The sequence below is a fragment of the Kocuria gwangalliensis genome, assembly GCF_039544365.1.
In the GTDB taxonomy this organism is placed as follows: domain Bacteria; phylum Actinomycetota; class Actinomycetes; order Actinomycetales; family Micrococcaceae; genus Kocuria; species Kocuria gwangalliensis.
Genome location: NZ_BAABLN010000008.1, coordinates 96,076 through 117,058 on the forward strand (window position 1 = coordinate 96,076; position 20,983 = coordinate 117,058).

General features: G+C 64.5%; 15 protein-coding genes, 4 tRNA genes and 1 riboswitch. Of the genes, 6 read left to right on the top strand and 13 right to left on the bottom strand.

Annotated features, from left to right (window positions below; all coding sequences use genetic code 11):
* Positions 1-2: 2 nt before the first annotated feature.
* From def to ABEA06_RS03715, 3 genes are all read right to left on the bottom strand, one after another.
* Positions 3-608, bottom strand: a complete 606-nt coding sequence (gene def, locus ABEA06_RS03705) for a peptide deformylase (protein ID WP_345310597.1) — start codon at positions 606-608, stop codon at positions 3-5.
* The gene (locus ABEA06_RS03710) at positions 605-1,537 is read right to left on the bottom strand and encodes a cytochrome (protein ID WP_345310598.1); all 933 of its coding nucleotides are present in this window, start codon (positions 1,535-1,537) and stop codon (positions 605-607) included. The genes def and ABEA06_RS03710 overlap by 4 nt, the downstream gene beginning before the upstream one ends.
* 93 nt (positions 1,538-1,630) lie before the next feature.
* Positions 1,631-1,702: transfer RNA gene (locus ABEA06_RS03715), tRNA-Val, on the bottom strand.
* 288 nt (positions 1,703-1,990) lie between these two features.
* Between ABEA06_RS03715 and ABEA06_RS03720 the strand changes: the two genes are divergently transcribed.
* The 3 genes from ABEA06_RS03720 (at position 1,991) to ABEA06_RS03730 (ending at position 2,303) form a co-directional block, all read left to right on the top strand.
* A tRNA-Gly gene (locus ABEA06_RS03720) sits at positions 1,991-2,063 on the top strand.
* Positions 2,064-2,121: 58 nt separating this feature from the next.
* A tRNA-Cys gene (locus tag ABEA06_RS03725) sits at positions 2,122-2,192 on the top strand.
* A gap of 36 nt (positions 2,193-2,228) precedes the next feature.
* Positions 2,229-2,303 (top strand) — tRNA-Val (locus tag ABEA06_RS03730).
* Positions 2,304-2,585: 282 nt separating this feature from the next.
* Here the strand turns inward: ABEA06_RS03730 and nrdE are convergent.
* From nrdE to ABEA06_RS03765, 7 genes are all read right to left on the bottom strand, one after another.
* Positions 2,586-4,745: a class 1b ribonucleoside-diphosphate reductase subunit alpha gene (gene nrdE, locus ABEA06_RS03735; RefSeq protein ID WP_312396656.1), complete on the bottom strand. Its 2,160-nt coding sequence runs from the start codon at positions 4,743-4,745 to the stop codon at positions 2,586-2,588.
* Positions 4,742-5,236 (bottom strand): class Ib ribonucleoside-diphosphate reductase assembly flavoprotein NrdI, encoded by a 495-nt coding sequence (gene nrdI / locus ABEA06_RS03740; RefSeq protein ID WP_303382847.1) that lies wholly within the window; start codon positions 5,234-5,236, stop codon positions 4,742-4,744. Before nrdI ends, nrdE begins: the two co-directional genes overlap by 4 nt.
* A 120-nt stretch (positions 5,237-5,356) precedes the next feature.
* Positions 5,357-5,593 (bottom strand): glutaredoxin-like protein NrdH, encoded by a 237-nt coding sequence (gene nrdH, locus ABEA06_RS03745; protein ID WP_303382846.1) that lies wholly within the window; start codon positions 5,591-5,593, stop codon positions 5,357-5,359.
* Positions 5,594-5,940: 347 nt separating this feature from the next.
* A complete protein-coding gene (locus ABEA06_RS03750; protein WP_345310599.1) occupies positions 5,941-7,011 on the bottom strand; it encodes an App1 family protein in 1,071 nt (356 codons plus the stop codon).
* Positions 7,012-7,124: 113 nt separating this feature from the next.
* Positions 7,125-8,342: a metallophosphoesterase family protein gene (locus tag ABEA06_RS03755; protein WP_345310600.1), complete on the bottom strand. Its 1,218-nt coding sequence runs from the start codon at positions 8,340-8,342 to the stop codon at positions 7,125-7,127.
* A gap of 70 nt (positions 8,343-8,412) precedes the next feature.
* Entirely contained in the window at positions 8,413-11,949 is a 3,537-nt protein-coding gene (locus ABEA06_RS03760; protein ID WP_345310601.1) for a DNA polymerase III subunit alpha, read from the bottom strand.
* A 31-nt stretch (positions 11,950-11,980) separates the two neighbouring features.
* Positions 11,981-12,346: a DUF6504 family protein gene (locus ABEA06_RS03765; protein WP_312396650.1), complete on the bottom strand. Its 366-nt coding sequence runs from the start codon at positions 12,344-12,346 to the stop codon at positions 11,981-11,983.
* Positions 12,347-12,585: 239 nt separating this feature from the next.
* A riboswitch (SAM riboswitch) is annotated at positions 12,586-12,704 on the top strand.
* A 46-nt stretch (positions 12,705-12,750) separates the two neighbouring features.
* On the opposite strand from ABEA06_RS03765, the gene ABEA06_RS03770 reads away from it, so the two are divergent.
* From ABEA06_RS03770 to ABEA06_RS03780, 3 genes are read left to right on the top strand one after another with little or no spacing between them, the layout of a single operon-like run.
* A complete protein-coding gene (locus ABEA06_RS03770) occupies positions 12,751-14,130 on the top strand; it encodes an MFS transporter (RefSeq protein ID WP_345310602.1) in 1,380 nt (459 codons plus the stop codon).
* A 49-nt stretch (positions 14,131-14,179) separates the two neighbouring features.
* On the top strand, positions 14,180-15,553 hold the full coding sequence (locus ABEA06_RS03775; protein ID WP_345310603.1) for an NtaA/DmoA family FMN-dependent monooxygenase: 1,374 nt from the start codon (positions 14,180-14,182) through the stop codon (positions 15,551-15,553).
* Between the two features lie 8 nt (positions 15,554-15,561).
* On the top strand, positions 15,562-16,371 hold the full coding sequence (locus ABEA06_RS03780; RefSeq protein WP_345310604.1) for an ImmA/IrrE family metallo-endopeptidase: 810 nt from the start codon (positions 15,562-15,564) through the stop codon (positions 16,369-16,371).
* A gap of 38 nt (positions 16,372-16,409) precedes the next feature.
* On the opposite strand, the gene ABEA06_RS03785 is transcribed toward ABEA06_RS03780, so the two are convergent.
* From ABEA06_RS03785 to efeO, 3 genes are all read right to left on the bottom strand, one after another.
* Complete coding sequence (locus ABEA06_RS03785) at positions 16,410-18,110, bottom strand: purine-cytosine permease family protein (RefSeq protein WP_303382411.1); 1,701 nt, start codon at positions 18,108-18,110, stop codon at positions 16,410-16,412.
* Positions 18,111-18,405: 295 nt separating this feature from the next.
* On the bottom strand, positions 18,406-19,662 hold the full coding sequence (efeB, locus tag ABEA06_RS03790) for an iron uptake transporter deferrochelatase/peroxidase subunit (protein WP_345310605.1): 1,257 nt from the start codon (positions 19,660-19,662) through the stop codon (positions 18,406-18,408).
* A gap of 105 nt (positions 19,663-19,767) precedes the next feature.
* Positions 19,768-20,928, bottom strand: a complete 1,161-nt coding sequence (gene efeO / locus ABEA06_RS03795; RefSeq protein WP_345310606.1) for an iron uptake system protein EfeO — start codon at positions 20,926-20,928, stop codon at positions 19,768-19,770.
* Positions 20,929-20,983: the final 55 nt, after the last annotated feature.

Sequence of the window (20,983 nt, forward strand, 5' to 3'; positions counted from 1 at the left end):
GTTCAGGAGTCCTCTCCGCGAGTGAAGGCCGATCCTTTAAAGGACGACCCGGTGAAAGAGGAGTCGTTGGAGACCCCAAGGCGCTGAGTTTCACGTTCCCGGGCCACGCGGTCCACCGTGTCCTGGTACTCGGGTGCACGCATCGCGCGCATGGCCTCTTTGCGCACCTCGCCCTCGAGCCGGTCGATGAACAGCGTGCCGTGCAAATGGTCGGTTTCATGTTGGAAGCAGCGCGCGAGCAGGCCCGTACCTTCGCGGCGCACGGGCTCTCCGTTCATGTCCACGCCCGTGATGAGCGCGTAATCACGCCGTGGGGTGTGATAGCCGGGTCCCGGAACCGAGAGGCACCCCTCCCCGCCCTCCTGGGGTTCGTCACCCACTTCCAGGACGGGGTTGATCACGTGACCGGAATCCTCGCCGATGTCCCACGTGAAGATGTGCAGTCCCACCCCCACCTGTGGTGCGGCCAACCCGACACCCTTGACGGCGTACATGGTCTCGACCATGTCATGGATCAACGTCCGAAGTGAGTCGTCGAAGTCCGTGACAGTGAGTGCCGGTGTCCTGAGGACAGGGTCCCCCTGGGTTCGGATGCGCAGGATTGTCACTGCGAATTACTCTCCTCGGTCGCCTGGGTCTGGGGTTCCTTCAAGTCTACGGTGACGGCCATGGCTCCCCGACCCACCGGGTGGTGCTCCAGTGGTGGCGGGACTATGGCCCGCAGTTGTTGGCCTGCCGCCTCGATTTCGGCCGAGCGGGCCCACACCTTGGCCAGGGCGCAGAACTTGAACCAGTGGGCCGGCAACTGGTCCGGGACGGCCTGGACCGACAGCGCCTCCGTGTCACCAATAGCAACGGCCATCAGAACTTCCGCATTCGCGAACTCCCAGGGCTGCCATTCACCGGCTGCGGCATCCACGAGGGATTCTTCGGCCTTCAAACCGGCTACAAGCTGTGTGACCACCTTGGCGTCCGGGGCCTTGACCCGCCCGTTGCGGTCCGTGCCCCGGGTCTTGTAGTCGATCAGGCACACTTTTCCGCCGATACGCGCCACCAGGTCGAGCGTGCCGGCGTAACCGACGGTGGAATTCCACACGGTGATCTCCGCTGCCAGCGGTTCGGGGCGGTACAGCTCCCACCACTGGTCAGCACTGTCCGCGAACCGGGACTCCTGGTGCTCGGCCAACGTTTCCCGTGCGTGCTCCACACGGTGGTCCTGTCCCATGGCTTGCAGGGCCAGCTGTTCGCAGTAGTCGTGGACACGGTCGCCGCGCTCGGCGGCGCGGTCCCTGTGGCGCTCCGCCGCCTTGGCCGCGTGGTTGACCAGGGCGCGGCGGCGTCGTGCGTCGCGCATTGCCTCGGGAAGTTGCGGGTCCGCGGCCAAGGCCTGTGCGGCGCTGTAGCCATACCAACCGCCCAAATCATTGGCTTGGCACCCGATGACCGTGGTGATGGACGGAACCTGCGGATCCTGCCCCTCCGCACGCGCGTACATGCGTCCGTAGGGAGTTTGTTGGGCCAAGCGTGGTTGCGTCATGGGGCCACCCTACGACCCGCCACCGACAGGGACACCGGGCGTTCCCGGGGATGCACAAGACCCCGATTCCGGCTGGAATCGGGGTCTTCAGTGTGCGCGATACTGGGATCGAACCAGTGACCTCTTCGGTGTGAACGAAGCGCGCTACCGCTGCGCCAATCGCGCTTGCAACGTTGAAAACCATAGAACACTTTTCGGTCACATGCCAATTAATGGCGACTCATCCCCGGCTCGGCCATATGGATCACCGGATGGCCCTTCGTAGGCCGCCGTCGATTTGCTCGAACGAAATTGTGTGGGTAATGTTCTAGCTCGTTGGCACAGCCCGGAAAGGCGAAGCACTCAACCCCCACCGGTTGAAAACTTCCCCGGACAGGCGCTGACGGACTGTGATAGAGTTTCCGCTCGGAAGAACGGCAAACCGGTTTCACGGAAAGTCTTTCAACCAACAATGCGGACGTAGCTCAGCTGGTAGAGCATCACCTTGCCATGGTGAGGGTCGCGGGTTCGACTCCCGTCGTCCGCTCGCAGTAATCGACAGCCATGTCGAGACCTGAGACCCTGTCCTTCAAGGATCTGGTCCCGGTGGGGTGGCCGAGTGGTTAGGCAGCGGCCTGCAAAGCCGTCTACGCGGGTTCGAATCCCGTCTCCACCTCGGCTCCGACCACCCTCGCTCGGCGAGAACGTTTGAGCGCGATTGGCGCAGCGGTAGCGCGCTTCCCTGACACGGAAGAGGTCACTGGTTCGATCCCAGTATCGCGCACCACGGCAAAACCCCGGTACGAATGTGCCGGGGTTTTCGCATGTCCAAACTCCCCCGGCAGCTGAGGCGCCCTGTGAACCTTGCCTCACATCTCATGGGTCGTTGCAGCCCTTTCCCATGGCTGTAAGGGTTCCTAAGAAACATCAGGTGCGCCGGTGACCCTCGGCGGCCAGCTCCCCAAGAGTTACCCCGCCCATAAAGGAACCGCCCCGCTCGAACGCGTGGTCCGAGCGGGGCGGCAATTGTGCGTGAGCGGTCAACCGGTCAGGGCCGACCCGTCACGTGTCAGAGCATGCACGAGACGCAGCCTTCGATCTCGGTACCTTCCAGTGCGAGCTGGCGGATGCGCGAGTAGTACATGGTCTTGATGCCCTTGCGCCACGCGTAAATCTGAGCGCGGTTGATATCACGGGTTGTGGCCGTGTCCTTGAAGAACAGGGTGAGCGACAGGCCCTGGTCCACGTGCTGGGTGGCAGCGGCGTAGGTGTCGATGATCTTCTCGTATCCGACCTCGTACGCGTCCTGGAAGTACTCCAGGTTCTCGTTGGTCATGAACGGCGCCGGGTAGTACACGCGGCCCAGCTTGCCTTCCTTGCGGATCTCGATGCGCGAGGCGATCGGGTGAATGGAAGACGTGGAGTTGTTGATGTACGAGATGGAACCGGTGGGCGGCACGGCCTGCAGGTTCTGGTTGTACATGCCGTCCGTCATGACCTTGGCCTTGAGCTCACGCCAATCCTCCTGGGTGGGCAGGGCGATTCCGGCCTGGTCGAACAACTCACGCACTCGTGCCGTGACCGGCTCCCACGCCCGGTCCGTGTACTTGTCGAAGTACTCCCCCGACGCGTACTTGGAGTTCTCGAAGCCCTGGAAGGACTCACCGCGCTCCTTGGCGATCAGGTTGGACGCGCGAATCGCGTGGTAGGTGACCGCGTAGAAGTAAATGTTGGTGAAGTCGATGCCCTCTTCGGACCCGTAGTAAATGTGCTCCTTGGCCAGGTAGCCGTGCAGGTTCATCTGCCCCAGACCGACCGCGTGCGACATGTTGTTGCCGCGACGAATGGAGGGCACGGAGTCGATGTTGGACATGTCCGACACCGCCGTCAGGCCGCGAATGGCGGTCTCGATGGTCGACGGGAAGTTCTCGGATTCCATGGCCATGGCAATGTTCATGGAGCCCAGGTTGCAGGAGATGTCCTTGCCGACCTCGGCGTAGGTCAGGTCCTCGTTGTACACCGAAGGTTCGGAGACCTGCAGGATCTCGGAGCACAGGTTGGACATGATGATCTTGCCCGCCACCGGGTTGGCCTTGTTGACCGTGTCCTCGAACATCACGTACGGGTAACCGGACTCGAACTGCACCTCGGCCAGCGTCTGGAAGAACTCGCGGGCGTTGATTTTCTGCTTGTGGATCCGGGAGTCCGCGACCATCTCGTGGTACTTCTCGGACACGTTCACGTCCGAGAAGGGCACGCCGTAAATGCGCTCCACGTCGTACGGGGAGAACAGGTACATGTCCTGGTCTTTTTTGGCCAGCTCGAACGTGATGTCCGGGATGACCACACCCAGGGACAGGGTCTTGATGCGGATCTTCTCGTCAGCGTTTTCACGCTTGGTGTCCAAGAAGTTGTAGATGTCCGGGTGGTGGGCGTGCAGGTACACGGCACCGGCGCCCTGCCGGGCACCCAGCTGGTTGGCGTAGGAGAAGGAGTCCTCCAGCAGCTTCATCACGGGGATCACACCCGAGGACTGGTTCTCGATCTTCTTGATGGGCGCGCCGGATTCACGCAGGTTGGTCAGCGCGAACGCCACACCACCGCCGCGCTTGGACAGCTGCAGCGCGGAATTGATGTTGCGGCCAATGGACTCCATGTTGTCCTCGAAGCGCAGCAGGAAGCACGAGACGAGCTCGCCGCGCTGCTTCTTGCCGGCGTTGAGGAACGTAGGAGTGGCCGGCTGGAAACGGCCCGTGATGATTTCCTCCACGAGCTGCTCCGCCAGGGCCTCGTCACCGTCAGCCAGGTACAGCGACACCATGACCACCCGGTCCTCGAAACGCTCCAGGTAACGCTGACCGTCGAATGTCTTGAGCGTGTAAGAGGTGTAGAACTTGAACGCGCCCAGGAACGTCTCGAAACGGAACTTACGGGCGTAGGCCTGCTTGGAGAGCTTCTTGATGAACTCGAAGCTGTACTTGTCCAGTACCTCCGCCTCGTAGTACTGGTGATCCACCAGATACTTGAGCTTCTCTTCCAGGTCGTGGAAGAACACGGTGTTGTTGTTGACGTGCTGCAGGAAGTACTGGCGCGCGGCCTGCTGATCAGCCTCGAACTGGATCTGGCCGTTGGCGTCGTACAAGTTCAGCAGAGCATTGAGCTCGTGGTAGCCCAAGCCGCGGTAGCGCTCGGGGCAGGTGGGGTCTTCGTGGCCCGGTTCAACGCTCAGTCCCGGGGCTGCGTGGATGCTTGCCAAAACTTGTCCAATCCTAGAGTGACTTCTTCTACGTCTTGGTCGGTGCCCATGAGTTCGAACTTGTAAAGCAGGGGCACTTGACACTTCACGGCCACTTTTTCCGCCGCTACGCAGAACAGTGATCCGAAATTAGTATTTCCCGCGCCTATGACACCCATAAGGTGCTGGCGGTTGACGGGCTGGTTGAGGAATTTCACAACCTGAGGGGGAACCGATCCGGCGCCGCCGGGCCTGCCGTAGCTGGGCACGGCCAACACGAACGGCTCAGTGAGTTGGGGGGTGGGTTCAGAAGTTTTCAACGGCAACCGTAAGGACCTGACCGGAAGCTTCTGGATGAATCGGTCGGTGTTGCGGGTGACCGAGGAAAAATACACCACCAGGGGGGATTCCTCCCCCGCGGTGACATCGAGTCGATGGCTTTCGCGTTCTTGAGCCGCGGCCAACACGGTGGCCAAAGTGCTCATGGCGTGTCACTTCGATTCTGGCTGTCGGGCTATGGTGCGGGGGAGAATTCCGACGCCGCCGCGACGGTTCGCGGGCGGGCGTCGGGTTTCTTGACGGCTGCGGGTTTGACGCCAGCGCTCTTAGGCGGACAGCAGAACAGCCAAGGAGTTGATCTTGTCCGGGCGGTAACCGGACCAGTGATCCTGGGCGGTTTCCACGACCGGGACCTGCTGGTAACCCAGGCTCACCACGTGCTGGTAGGCGTCCGGGTCCTCGGTCACGTCGACCACGGTGTAGTCGATGCCCTTCTTGGTGAGGGCACGGTAGGTGGCGTTGCACTGGACACATGACGGCTTGGAGTACACGGTGACGGACATATCCCAATCCCCTCGGAAACTAGTGGCGGGAGTACTGCGCTTCCGCGGCGATCGTGACACATCTGGTGTGTTACCGCTGGTTGCGTCAAGTGCTCTGTATGACTGCGTCAATACTACATCTAGTGCCAGACAAGAGAAGTGCCCCCAAGATGATGTGGTGGCCTTAATCCACAGGTGTCTCTCGGTTATCCCCTCACTGTCCACAGGCCGGTGCGGAAACGGGCGCGAGAACTCGCGGAATCGGCCCGCCCTGTGGACAACGGGGGAGGCGTTGAACACACCCGAAAATTAAAAAACCGGCGTGTCGAGATCGTTCTCGACACGCCGGTTTCGGTGTCAGGTGACCCCTACAGTAGGCCGGCTTCGTGGAGCTGGGAGGAGATGGATGCGCCGTCGTTGCCCTCGATCCACAGGGTGCCTTCCGGAATCGACACCGTACGATCCTCGGTGGCGCGCGCACCGGCCGCCAACACGGCTTCGGTGGGTGACAGGTTGCGGATCACGATGGCCGCCACGGACTCGGGGTGACGCTGGGCGAAACCGGAGTAAATCTGCGGATCGTGCTGTCCGTCGTCGCCAATCAGGATCCACCGCACGTGCGGAAAGTTCTTGGCCAGTCGCCGCAGGTTCTGTACCTTGTGCTGGGCGCCGGAGCGGAACCAGCGGTCCGTGGTGGGCCCCCAGTCGGTGAGCAGCAGCGTTCCGGCCGGGTAGGCGTTGCGGCTCAGGAACCGGCACAACGTGGGTGCAACGTTCCACGCGCCGGTGGAGAGGTAGAGGAACGGCGCCTTGGGATGGTGGTTGCGCAGCCGCTCCATCAGCACCGCCATGCCCGGGGTGGGTGTGCGTGCATGCTCGTTGAGTACGAACGAGTTCCACGCCGCCAGCATGGGGCGCGGCAGGGCGGTGACCATCACGGTGTCGTCCACGTCGGAGACCACGCCGACACTCTGATTCTCCGAGACGATGGTGACCCTGGCCTCGGTGACCTCGGACCCATCGGTTTGCATATAGACGGTGTAGACACCCGGCTCCATGCTCACCTGCAGGTCCGCGTCGATCACGCCGCCCTTGTCGGCCATCAAATGGAACTCGTGATCCCCCAGCCACACGTTGACATGGGCGAAGGCCAGCGGAATGGAGGTGAAAGAACGCCAGCCACGGATGAACTCGGTGGAGTCGTCGGTGGCCGCGATCAATTGCCGGGTCTTGAGCAGCACACGTCCCAGCACGCGGACGTGCCGGGTGCTGCCGTAACCGTCGAACGCGAGCATGGTGGGAAGGTCACCGCGCTGCTCGGCGCGCGCCTGTCGCCACCGGTGCAGCTTCTGCTCCCACCGATAGCCGATGTTGATGGCCTCTTCCGTAACCTGATCTACGGTCTGAAAAAGGTCCCCGCTACCGGTGTGTTTCGCCATGCTTCACAGTCTCCCACAGCTGTTCCCGCGCACGACGCCGCCGCGTACCGTGCCGTGGTTCGGCCCGGCCCGCGGCGGCACCCGGGGGTTCGCGAGCGCCGTCGGCGTCGAACTCAGCCGCGTACGTAGCGCGGGAAGCGTTCGGGGCGTTCGATGGGCTGGGTCTCGGGGGCCATGTCGATGCCGAGGTCCTTGGCGAAAATCAGGCGGGTACCCGTGTAGATGCGATCGGTGCGCTCATCGAGTTCGAACACGCGGGCCCCGCGCAGGGTGTGCTGGTCCCGGGTGCCGTCGTTGAGACCGTACGTGCCGAAGCCCGTGCCCGGCCCGTACCCGAGTTCGATGCCGAAGTAGTTTCCCATGTAGGTGTTGATGTGATCGTGACCGCAGTACATGCCCAGGATGTCGCCGCGTTCCTTGGCTGCGGCGTAGATGCCGGAGTTGATCATGGCGGTGTAGACGTTCTCGTGCTTCTCCCCCACGATTCCGTGGCGTTTCACGGCGGCCGCGTGGCCTTGATCGTCGGAGGTGAACTGCTGGCCGTACCACATGTGGTGGTGCTCCCACGTGGGGATGTGGAAGTACATGAGACCCGGGATCTTCTTCCCGTAGCGGCGTTCGGTCTCCGCGGAGAGATCGTTGTACCAGCGGATCTGCTGGGGTCGGATCCAGTCGTAGCCCATGAGTCCCTCGCGATCCTGGCCGCCGGGCTTGTCTTCCGCGTAGCGGCCGGAATCCAGCAGCCACACCGCGAAGGCGGGGGCGTTACCCCGGGAGGCGCGGATCAGTAACTGGGCATTGGACGAGCCGAAGACCTTCTGGTCGTCACCGGGGTTGAGGTTGTGTTTGTACTGGCGTACGAACTCAACCAACTGGGGTTCGTACATGCTGGTGCCGTTGTCCTCGGTGGAGTCCTCGTCGTGGTTGCCGAACGTCACGGCCCACTTGATGCCCCGGGATTCCATGGGTAGCACCACGTTGTTGATGGCCTGTTTGACCTCGCGGTCGGTGCGCGGGGAGCCGTTGATCACGTCCCCGTTGATCAGGGCGAACTGGGGTTTCTCCCGATCCAAAACCTGGCTCATGAATTCAACGGTGCGCCGATCGGTGAGCGGGCCGTCCTGGGTGTCGTTGAACTGGACGATCTTGAATGTGCCGTTCTTACCGAAGGACAGCGGCATCTGACCGTGCCCCTGGCCGTGACGCTGGGCCACCGTGGCTGGTGCCGCTTGGGCGGCGGTGGGTGCGGCGCTGAGGACGCCTGCGGCGGCGAGCGCGCTGCCTCCGGTGATCAGGTTCCGGCGGCTGGGGCGAGGGGTGTTCTCGGACATGTCTGCTCCTGGTGTGAGGAAATCCTGGCTGCTGATGGCGGCTGCTGACTCACACCGTAGGGAGCGTGAGTTAAGAGGCTGTGACCTGGGGGTTTCGTGCAGGCGCACGGCTGGGGTTGGGTTGGGAACCCAGCACCGTGGTGGGATCGGGCAGTGTCTCCGGGCGGGTCATGTCCCACGCGCGCACCGCTTGCACACCGATGCCCCGGGGGCCGGTACGGCGGGTGTGGCCGTGGATCAGGAGCATGGTGGGGGCGAACAGCACGTGTCCGGACAGGGCCTGCGCCTCGTCGAAGAAGGTGCAGTCCACCGCACCCGAACCGTCGTCCACGGAAATGAACACTACGCGCTTACCGCTGCGCATGGGTGGGGTCATGGTGGAGACCCGTGCTCCTGCCACCACTACTTCGGTGCCGCTGCGCAGTCCCAGCAGCTCCTCTGCCCGGGTGACCCCGTAGGAGCGCAAGAGGGCGGCATGGCCGTCCATGAGGTGGGCGGAGACCTCGATGTTCATGGTGTCCAGTTCCGCGCGCACCTTTTCCTCGGTGCTGGGTTCTGGTTGTTCCGGCGGCAGTCCGGTCAGTTCCAGGTCCCCCAGTGGGAGGCTCAGCTGACCGGGGCCGGGTTGGCCCTTGGCGGAGGCGCTGCGGGTGGTGGCCGGCTGATCGGCCCGCCGGGTCAGGTGGGTCACCAGATCGGCGCGGGAGGCGCGAGCGCCGGAGGTGTTCAGGAGACTGTCCAGGGCCCCGGCCGAGGCCAGTCGCTGCAGGCTCCGCCGGGAGGGTCTGGCCCGGGTGCGCACATCCGTGAGGGTGGTGTAGGGCTGACCGGTCACGATCCGTTCGATTTCCGGGCTGCTGATTCCGGTGAGGCTGGTGAGGGATATGCGGATCCCCCAGGCCCCGCCGCGGGTGTAGGGGATGCCCCCGTCCAGGTCTCCGGGTTCCACGGTGCCCGGCCGGGGGCTCACGGGTTCGATGCGGTGGTGGTCCACGCTGCGGTTGATGTCCGGGCCGAGCACGGGGATTCCCATGCGCCGGGCCTCCCCCACGAGTAACCGGGCCGGGTACATGCCCGGGTCGTGTTCCCAGACCCCGGCCATGAAGGCTTCCGGGTGGTGGGTTTTCAACCACGCGGACTGGTAGGTGGGTACGGCGAAGGCCACGCCGTGGGCCTTGCAGAACCCGAAGCTGCCGAACGCGTGCAGGATGCCCCACACCTTGTCCACGGTCTGCGCGTCGTAGCCGCGGGCGAGTGCCCCGCTGCGGAAGGTGTCCTCCACGCGCTGTTCGGTTTCCGAGCCGAGTTTGCGCCGCCATTCATCCGCGGTGGCCAGTCCGCAACCGGTCATCCGGTCCATCATGCGCATGATCTGCTCGTGGTAGACGGCCACCCCGCGGGTCTCCTTGAGAATGTCCACCAGGTCTGGGTGGGGGTATTCGGGGGTGCTCCAGCCGTGGCGGGAGTTGAGGTAGGGGCGCACCATGGATGCCTGCATGGGCCCGGGGCGGAACAGGGAGATGTCCACGATCAAGTCGTTGAATTCCTCCGGGCCCATGGTGCCGATCAGTTCGCGCTGTCCCGGGGATTCGATCTGGAAGCACCCCAGGGTGTGGGTGGAGCTGATGAGTCGGAAGGTGTCCGGGTCGTCGCGGGGCATGGCGTCCAGATCCGGAGCGGGGCGCTCGGGTTCCATCCGTGCCACTTCCTGGACCGCGTAGGCCAGGGTGGATTGCATGCGCACGCCCAGGATGTCGAGCTTGATCAGGCCCATGGGGTCCATGTCGTGTTTATCGAATTGGGACATGGGCAACCCGATGCCACTGGCCTGCACCGGCGTGCGGTTCAACAGGGTTGCGTCCGAGAGGATCACCCCGCACGGGTGCATGGAGATGTGGCGGGGCAGCCGGTCCAGGCGTTCGGTCAGATCCACCAGCAGGTCCAGTTGCCGGTTGGCCTTGAGTTCATCGGCCAGGCGAGTCAGCTCGGGACGCTGGGCGATTTCTTCGCGCAGGGTGGCCCCCGGGACCCGCCACAGTTGCTCCGCAATATGGTCCACGATCTCCTGTCCCATCCCCAGTGCCAACCCGGCATCCCGCACGGCGCCCCTGGAACGGTAGGCGTTCTGCATGCTCATGAGCGTGACCCGGCTGCTGCCGAAGCGTTGGAAGATCTCGTGGTAGATCCTGTGCCGTTGCGCGCTCTCCATGTCTATGTCGATGTCCGGCAAGGTGCTACGCCGCGGTGAGAGGAAACGTTCGAACACCAGGTCGTATTCGAGCGGGTCCACCGGGGAGATCCCCAGCAGGTGCACCACCAGGGACGACACCGCCGACCCGCGGGCCGCATGCCGGACCTTCAGCTGGGTCATCAGTTCGGAGACCTCCGAGACGGTCAGGAAGTACCCGGCGAACCCCAACTGCGCGATCACGTCCAGCTCACGGTCCATCCGCGAGCGCAGCGATTCCCCGCTCAGGCCGGGGACGGTGCGGTCCCAGTTCTGGCGGGAGTGGAATCGTTCCAGGCCGGTGTAGCAGCGGGTCCTGAGTTGGGCATTGGGGTCTGCGCTGAGGCCGATGACGGAGGCCTCCGGGATCACGGGCTGTCCCGCGTGCAGGTCCGTGACGGGGTCCTGGCTGCAGCGTTCGGCCAGCCGGTAGGTGTCCGCGAGCAGGTGCGCGGCCCCGGGGGCGCCCAGGTCCGCGGCCGAGGAGATCTCGTGGGCGAGCCGGATCATCTGCGCGGTGTCCTTGAGCCAGCCCTGTCCCGTGGGTTGCAGTACCCCGGGGTCCGAACCGGCCAGTTCTTTCAGGGACATCAGTGTGCGAGCGGCGTCCAGCACGTCCGCGGTGACGGCCTGCCCGGGGTGGGCGTAGCGCACGGCGTTGGTGAGGATCACCGGCAGCCCGGCCTCACGTCCCACGGTGAGCATCCGCACGGCGTGACCGGTGCTGAGGGTACTGCCCTGCGGTGCCAGGTGGGTTGCGGTCTCCACAATGAGGCACCCCGCCGGTAGTACGCGCTTCCACGCGCGCAGGGCCGTGCGCGCGGCCCGGTACCGGCGCCGGACCAACAGTGATCCCACGTCCGAGTCCGGGCCCGTGAGCACCACCAGGCCGGGAGCTCCCCCGCCCGCGGCGCGGTGTACGTGGCGGGCGATCTGGTCGCGGGTCAGTCCGATGGGGTGGGCGCCATGGTGGTCGTGGCCCCGGTGGGCTGCGGACACCAACCGGCACAGTGCCGCGTACCCGGCCCCTCCGTTGCCACCGGTGGCCAGCACCACCACGCGCCCGATCACCCGGGGCGGCGGCGCAGTGCCGCGCCGGGGACGACCGTTCTGACCCTGCCGGCCGGTGGCGGCTCCAGCGCGTTTCCCCGACGACGCCGCTACCGGCCCCAGCAGCGCCAGGTCCACTCCCAGCACGGGAGCCACCCCGTGCTGTTGGCAGGCCAGCACGTGTTTGACCACCCCGTACAAGCCGTCCCGGTCCGTGCACGCCAGGATCTGCGCCCCGTGGGACGCCGCTACCTGGGCGAGCTCCTGGGGGCGAGCCACGCCGTAGTGCGCGCTGTAGGCGGTGGCCACGCGCAAATGAGGAAAACGCATACCTCATATTCGAAACTTTGTTCTATTAATGTCAAACCCCCTGGTCAGCCACGAGCCACCAGTGACCGGTGATCTCATGACGCACCAATTCCAGCGTGCGAGGTTCCACGGCCCCGCGTTGAGTCGCCTGGACGCGCCAGTGCTGCCGGTCCACCACGGACTGCCCGCTTTCCCGCGGAACCCTATCTTCCAGCTCCCACCAGCGGCGACGTTCATACCAGCGCTGCGGCGGGGCCGTGATGCGGTGCAGTCTGCCGCGAAACACCAGCTCGCACGGAGCTCCCGCTTCATCGCAGTGCACCTCGCAAGGCTGGCCCCAACCCTCGTCGAGCCGCACCGCGCCGTGCGTCTTGCTCCGCGTGAGGTCCGTATGTTCTACCGCAGTCAGTACCGTCATGACTCGTCCACCCTCCCGGTGTATTCGAAACTTTATTCGACTACCGTGAGAGTGCCAAGGGTCGCTGACACGCATAAGCGGAACATCCCGAAAGGCCCCGGAAAGCCCCGACGGCCACCACGATGCCCGGCGGCCGTGCCGTACGGAACGTCGTCGTACAAGGCGTCGTTGTACCGGCAGTCACAAAACTTCATCATTTACGGTGCTCAACGTTCGTATGGTTAGGTTCACGCCATAAGAATCACGAGTTCCGGTGCGAAGCCCTGGCTGGCCGGACGGCAACCCTCAGACGCTGTCGTGGGGTGCCCCAGGTGATGATTCGGCCCGCCGTCAGTTCCGGCGCGGGCAAGGACGGCGTCCGGCTCACCAGCACTGCTCCGTGACGCCCCGTCATGAGGAGTGTCATGGCCCCCACCACATCCCCGGTGCCCACGGTCACCGATTCATCACCCACCCGACAGGCCCGACCCGCCACGGATCACGCGCTCTCAAACGTAGGAGCGGCGGTGCGCGACAAGAAGCGCGTGCTCGCGGCGTCCTTCGTGGGCACGACCATCGAGTGGTACGACTTTTATTTGTACGGCGCCGCCGCCGCTCTGGTGTTCAGTCATTATTTCTTCCCGCAGGGTTCGGGCGTGGGGTCGATCATCGCCTCGTTCGCGACCTTTGCCATTGCGTTCTTCTTCCGTCCCCTGGGTGGCATCATTGCCGGGCACCTGGGTGACCGGATCGGCCGTAAGGCGTTGCTGGTCGCGTCCCTGTTGATCATGGGCGTGGCCACCACGGTGATTGGTCTGTTGCCGGGCTTCTCACAGATCGGCTGGTTCGCCGTGGCCCTGTTGGTCGCCTGCCGCATTGCGCAGGGGTTGTCCGCCGGCATGGAGTGGGGCGGTTCGGCGGTGCTCTCCGTGGAACACGCACCCAAGGGCCTGCGCGGGTTGTTCGGCTCCTTCACCCAGGTCGGTTCGGCCGCCGGTATGCTGCTGGCCACCTCGTTCTTCGCCGTGCTGCAGGGCCTCACCACCGCCGAGCAGTTCCAGGCCTGGGGCTGGCGCGTACCCTTCCTGTTCTCGGCCGTGCTCGTGATCATCGGCCTGATCATCCGCGCCGGCATTACGGACGCCGAGGAATTCCAGGAGGTCAGGCGCGAAAAGACCGCGGCGGCGTCGCCGGTGCGCGAAGTGCTCACCCAGCACACCCGCGGCGTGATCGTGTGCATTGGTCAGCGCATGATCCAGCCGGCCATTTTCTCCATCCTCACCGTCTACACGCTCACCTACGTGACCCAGCAACGCGGCGCGAGCCAGTGGGTCATGATTTCCATCCTGATCGCCGCCGCCGTGGGTCTGGTGGGCGGCCCGTTCTGGGGTTGGCTCTCGGACCGCGTGGGACGACGCCGCATGTCCGTGATCGCCGCCGCGGCCATTGGCGTGTTCGTGTGGCCGTACTTCTACTTCCTGGACCACGGGCCTCTCGTTCTCCTTCCGTTGGTGTACCTGATCGGCATGGCCGTGCTGCACGACAGCATTTACGGCCCCCAGGCCGCACTGTTCGCCGAGCAGTTCCCCACGCACCTGCGCTACTCCGGGGTGTCCCTGGGCTACCAAGTGGGCACCATCCTCTCCGGGGGCCTCACGCCCATGATTGCCGCGTGGCTCGTGGCCACCGGCGGCTCCCCCTGGTTGCTGTGCGGCTACCTGAGCCTGCTGGCCGTGATCTCCGTGGTCACCGGCCGCCTGGCCAAGGACACCGTGGTGGACGCACCGGAGACCGCCCAGTACTGACCCGGCACCACCCCGCACACGCCCCCGCACCACCCCGAAAGGACTCCTCGTGCCCCGCCCCTTGCTGCTCAACGCCTTCGAAATGCCCGTGCCCGTCCACCAGTCCCCCGGACTGTGGCGCCACCCCGAGGACCGGTCGCGCAATTACGCGCAGCTGTCCCACTGGGAACGGCAAGCACAGATCATCGAGAACGCGGGCTTCCACGGCCTGTTCCTGGCCGACGTCCTGGGACTGTACGACGTCTACGGGGGTTCGGCAGACGCCGCCCTGCGCGGTGGCGTGCAGGTGCCCCAGTTGGATCCGCTGATCCTGGCCCCGCTGCTCGCCAAGGCCACCACCACCCTCACTATCGGTGTGACCGCCTCCGTGACCTACGCGGCTCCCTACGATCTGGCCCGCCGTTTCTCCACCCTGGATGCGCTGACCGACGGGCGCATCGCCTGGAACGTGGTGACCTCCTATCAGGAGTCGGCGGCGCGTAACCTGGGTCTGGGTCAGCAGCTGCCCCACGACCAGCGCTACGACCGCGCCGACGAATACATGGACGTGGTCTACTCACTGTGGGAGGCCTCCTACGCGGACGATGCCTATGTCGCGGACGCGGCCAGCGGCGTCGTCGTGGACCCCGACAAGGTCCGGGGCGCGGGCCATTCCGGGGAGTACTTCGACGTTCAGGCGCCCGCCCTGGTTGCGCCCACCCCGCAGCGCACCCCGTTCCTGTTCCAGGCCGGCGCCTCCCCGCGCGGGCTGAAGTTCGCGGCCGAGCACGCGGAGGCCGTGTTCTTCTCCGGGCCCACTCCGGAGCAGGTCGCCACGTGGACCGCCGGTCTGCGCGAGGCCGCCGCCGGGTACGGGCGCGATCCCCGTTCGGTCAAGGTCTTCACCAACGCCGCGGTGGTCGTGGCCGAAACGTCCGAGGCCGCCCGCGAGCGCCTCGCGTCCTATCAGCAGTACGTGGACGTCGACGCCGCCCTCGCTCTGTTCGCCGGCTGGACCGGCGTGGACCTGTCCGAGGCGGATCCGGACGCCCCGCTCGAGCACGTGGAGACGGACGCGAACCGTTCGGCGCTGGCCTCGTTCACCAAACTGGATTCCGAGGGCGCGTGGACCCCGCGCCGGGTGGCGGAGTTCGTGGCCATTGGCGGGCGCGGTCCCGTGTTCGTGGGTTCCCCCGAGGAGATCGCCGACGAGCTGCAACGCTGGGTCGAGGTCGCGGACGTGGACGGCTTCAACATCAACGCGTGCGTTCGCCCGGCAGACTTCGAACGTTTCGGCCGGTTCGTCACGCCCGTGCTGCGCGAACGCGGTCTCCTTCCCGCCGACGCCGCCGCGTCCGCCGCCACCCACACGGCCCGCGAGGTCTTCGGCGGGGCCGGGCCGCGGCTGCGCGAGGACCATCCGGGGGCAACGTTCCGGAGCTGACTGACTTCTTGTCCGGGAAATCCCAAGAACTCGACGGGCTCTTGGGATTTTCCCGTGCCCTCAAGGGTCACCGTGGTTTCGCGGCCTTGGAACTAGCTCGGCTCGCTGACCTCCTCCACGTGGACATCCACTTTCTGATCACGGGTGAGCCAAATCCTCGTGATGTACTCATCGCGGCACGCCATAGTTATGACCATGTCACTGGCCGTCGCTCCGTTCCCGGTGAGGAAACAGACCGGCAGGACCTGCAAGACGTCGTCCAGTTATATCGGCAGGCCGAGCCCGTTCACTTGCCCACCACGCAATTGCCAGCCGATGTTGCCAAGACACGGGAGCGGCTCGGCCCGGATTTCGTTCAGCCGTTTGCCACTCGCCTCGAGGCCATGAACATCGACGTCGTGCGCCTCACCGGGCTCTCGACCGCGTACTCCTTCACCGTCAACGACCGTGCAGTGATTGTGCTCGGAACTTCGGGTCAGTGGTTCCGGGACAACTGGTCCCTGGCTCACGAGCTCGGGCATCTGGTACTCAGACACGGTGATTTGAGTCAAAGCGAAGACTTACGTCGCACGGCGGAAGTACAGGCCAATGCATTCGCGGCGGAGCTTCTGCTCCCGGAAGCCGAAATCCGCGGGCTGGACTGGAAATCTGTTTCCGCCCCGGAACTGGCGGAGCGGCTCTGGGTCTTTGGCGTGTCCACAGAAGCGCTCGCTCTCCTGCGCTCGGTTCAGCAGAACTATCCGAGCTCCTCGCAGCTGCACGTTCGCGGGAGGACTTTAAGAAATGGCTCGCAGGCTAGAAGATCCTCCGGAGCGTGATGTGTCCGGGGGATCTTCTAGCCTGCGTCCGCTCACAATCAGCGTTGCGCGGGTAACACATACCTCCCGGTCTTATCGGTGGCCAGCGCAAGGGACGAGATGTACTGCTTGGATCCGTCCGGGGCCAGTTCATTGGAGAGCAGCATGTCCGGGCGCTCGAACTCCATGCCGGTCACATGGCAGGTGAGTGTCACGTCCGAAGGGTTGCCATCCGCGTCAACCATGGGCAAGTCGATTCCGTCATCATCGCGCCGTAGGTAGTACCGCCCCTGAGTCAGCACGGCCATGACGGGGGTGGCAATGATCGCTATCAGCACCGCAAAGATCGGCGAATAGGGCGCCACCGTCGGACCAAAAGCACCGAAGAACATAGCGATGGAAACACCCGCCGAGAGCGCCAACGACGTCACGCCCACGGGGTTCCAGTTGTAAAGCATTCCGCGGCGGAATTCCGGGTACTTGGGGGAAAGCTTGAGGATGTATTTATTGACCACGATGTCCGTGGCAACCGTGACGATCCACGCCATTGCGCAATTAGCGTAGAAGCCCAGGATGGTGTTGAGGAAGTCGAACATGTTGAGTTCCATCAACGCCAGGGCGATGGCCAAGTTGACCACCACGAAGACCATGCGGCCCGGGTAGGTACGAGTGACCCGGGTGAATGAATTGGTCCAGGCGAGGGAGCCGGAGTACGCATTGGTCACGTTGATCTTGACCTGAGAGATGACCACCAGGATCACCGCGAGGGTCATGGCCAGCCACGCGGGCATCATGTCCCGGTAGACACCCAAGAATTGGTGAACCGGTTCATTGGCGGTGGCAGAGGCTGCCGGGTCCAATGTCGCAATTAAGTACACCGTGATGAACAGACCGGTGATCTGCTTGATCGCGCCGAAGATCACCCACCCGGGGCCGGCCAGGATCACGGCACGCCACCACGCCACACGGTTCTCGCCGGTCTTGGGCGGCATGAACCTCAAGTAGTCGATCTGCTCGGCGATCTGAGCGATCAGGGACAAGCACACGCCGGCCGCCAACATGACGGACGCGAAGCTTACTCCGGCACCGGCGCCTGATTCGCCTTGATACGCGAAGAAACTCCCCACCGAATCGGGGTTGGCCAGAACCAGATATCCCACGGGAATCACCATGAGCACGAGCCACAGCGGGGTGGTCCAGACCTGCAGTGTTGCCAAGGTCTTCATGCCGTAGATGACCAACGGGATGATCAGCAGGGTGGAAAGGGCGTAGCCAATAGGTTTGGGGATACCCAGTCCGAGTTCCAGGCCCTGCGCCATGATGGAGCCTTCCAGGGCGAAGAAGATGAATGTGAAGGTCGCAAAGATCACGTTGGTGATCACGGACCCGTGGTACCCGAATCCCGAACCGCGGGTAATGAGGTCCAGGTCAATGTTGTAGCGCGCCGCGTAGTACGCCAAGGGAAACCCGGTGACAAAGATGATGAATGCGGCCACGGCAATTCCCAACAGGGCATTGGTGGTTCCGTGCGCAATTCCAATATTGGCGCCAATGGAAAAGTCCGCCAAGTAGGCGATCCCGCCGAGTGCACTCGTTGCAACAACACCGGCACCCCATTTCCGGTAGGAACGCGGTGCGAAGCGAAGGGTGTAGTCCTCCAGGCTCTCGCGCGTGGCCGCTCGTGCGTCCGCGGTGGAGCCGGGTGAGACGCTGGTTGTCGATCCTTCGTGGTCCGGATGTGTCCGAGTATCTAACGACATGTTTTCGATCTTTCTTCTGAGCAGCTCAGGGAGCTGAAAGATGCGTGATGGTCCGGTGGAAGGCTCTGTGTTCGACCAACTGCGAATCCATGAGTCGCCGGCCCATGTTGTGCACCCAACCGGCGGCCCCAGAAGAACTATGGCCCCGGATTATTTCCGGGAAGTTTTCTATCGACGACACTTCTGTGTCAGGAAAAGCCAAACGTGTAACGATTAAAAGAAGGGCCGCCGCCGAATTTTCGGCTGCGACCCTTCAACGCGCCCGATACGTCCGTGGGCATCACCTCGGGTGAGCTCATCCCTCGAACAACTGCTGCCCCACGTAAGCACCGGGTTCATTCGAAACACCGGGCGGCACGGCGAACAGCCCGGAACCGGTGTGGCGCAGGTACTCGCTCAGCGCATCCTGGCGGGCCAGTGTGTTCTGGATCGGCACGTAGCCGGTGCGGGGGTCGTTGACCATGGCAATGAAGAACAGTCCCGCATCCATGTTCCCCAGCCGATCCGTACCGTCCGCGTAGTTGTACCCGCGGCGCAGCATCTGGACACCGTTGTTGGTTTGGGGGTGCGCCAAGCGCACGTGGGAATCGGTGGGAATGATCGGCTGATTTCCCGCGCCTTCCATTGCGAAGTCCGGCGCGGTGAACTCCTCACCCCCGGACAGCGGCGCGCCCGTGCCCTTGGTGCGGCCAATGATGTTCTCCTGGCCCATGAGTGATTCGCGGTCCCAGGTTTCCATGATCATGCGGATCCGCCGGGCCACCAGGTAGGTACCGCCGTCCATCCAGGACCCGTCGCGGACCCACAGGTGATCATCGAGCAGCTGCGGGTCCTCGGCCTTGAGGTTGGCGGTGCCGTCCTTGAACCCGAACAGGTTGCGCGCGGTGTTCTGGGTCTTGGACGTGGACGAGGTCCGCCCGAATCCCAGTTGCATCCAGCGCGTGGACACGATTCCGAATCCCATGCGCACCAGGTTGTGCACGGCGTGAACGGCCACTTGCGGGTCATCGGCGCACGCCTGGATGCACAGGTCTCCCCCGCTGCGCGCCGGATCCAGCGTGTCACCGGGAAAGTGCGGCAGTTCGATGAGCGCCTCGGGCATGTGCTCACGCAGTCCGAAACGGTCCTTGTCGTGCTCGTCCACGAACAGCGAGCGCCCGAATCCAATGGTGACCGTCAGGTGCCCCGCGGACAGGTCGTGGGCCTCACCGGTGTCCTGCGGCGGGGCGTACTGGGAGCCGCCGTCGAATCCCGTGTCGGTGACGTCCAGGCCCTGGGTGATGCGCGCGCACGCTGCGCTCCATTGGGTGAGCAGGTCCACGAGTTCGGCGCGGTCTTCGGTGAGTACGTTGAGCGCGGCGAAACACAAGCGGTCCTGGGCGGGGGTCACGATCCCGGCTTGGTGGTCGCCGAAATAGTCGACGACGTCGCTGTGGGCCTCGCCGTTGACGGTGTCCTGGATCGCGGCGGCCGCGGGTCGTCCGAACCAGCCGAGCCCCGCGCCCACCGCCACGGCACCGGCTCCGGTGCCGAACAGGGCGCGACGGCTCACGCCCTGTTTCGCACCCGACCGCTCCGGCCTGTCGGACCGGTCGGGCTGATCTCCCGATCCGGGCTGCTCCGGGGGTTCGGGGTGTTCTGCGCGGTGATTCATGGATTACTCGACGACCTTTTCCGTGACCATGGACAGGGGTTCGGACAGGGCGTTCACGGCATCCGAGAGTTCCTTGACCTGCTCCTGGCTCAGCTCGTCGTAGTAGGCAAAGCCATCGCCCTCCTTGTGCTGATCCAGCAGTTCTTGCAGGTCGCTGAAGCGGGTGTCCAGCGTCGTGTTCAACTCGGCGTCTCGCTTGTCGAGCAGCGGGGACAGATTTTCGTAGGCAATGCGTGCGCCGTCCACGTTGGCCTGGAAATCCCACAGGTCCGTGTGGGACCAGATTTCCTCTTCGCCGGTGACCTTGCCCGTGGCGACCTCGTCGAGCAGTTCCTTGGCCCCGTTGGACAGCTGGTCCGCCGTGAAGCTCAGGTCGCGGGTGCGGTCGTAGAGCACTCGGGTATCGGCCACCAGCTGGTCGGCGTACTTCTGCCGGTCGGCCTGGCTCAGCTCCTGGTACCCCTCGGCCGGGGGCCACAGGTCCTTCTCGATCCGGTGCCACCCCGTCCAGTCCTGGCCTTCTTCCAGGTCCGCTTCACGCAGGTCCAGTTTGGGGTCCAGGTCCCCGAAGGATTCGGCCACGGGTTCCACGCGCTCCCAGTGCATGCGCACCGGCGCGTACATCTCCCGGGCCTTCTCAGCGTCCCCGGCCGCATATGCTGTGGCGAACTCCTCCGTGCCCGTCATCAGCTGCTCGGTCTGGTCTTTGACGTACGCCGCGTACTGGGTGGTGGCCTGGTCCTTGAGCTGCGAGTCCTCGGCGTTGACCTCGGCACCACCCTCGCCCTCGGTCACGGTGAATTCATTGCGGATACCCTCGCCGACCATGCCGGGCTTACATGCCGTGAAGTACTGGCCCTGCGGTGCGGACACGGTCAGCGTGCGGTTGAGCCCGGGTGCGATGTTCTCCACCTCGCCCACAATGCGCAGGCCGTCCTCGCCCAGCAGATAGAACTCGGTCACTTTCGAGCCCTCATTGGTCACATCGAAACGCAGGGTTCCGGCGGGGGCCTCTTCGACGCCGACGTCGCATTGGTCGTCGGTGCTCGAGACGGCGATCGCGCCGTTCTCCCCACCCTGGTCGTTGGGTTGGCACGCGGCCAACGTGAACATCAGGCCCACGGCGGTCACGGCGGCGGGGAGGCGGGTGGAGACGGAGCGCATGGGTGGTCCTTAGGAATTCAGTGCCCCGGGGACGGGTGCATCAGGGAAGTAGAGG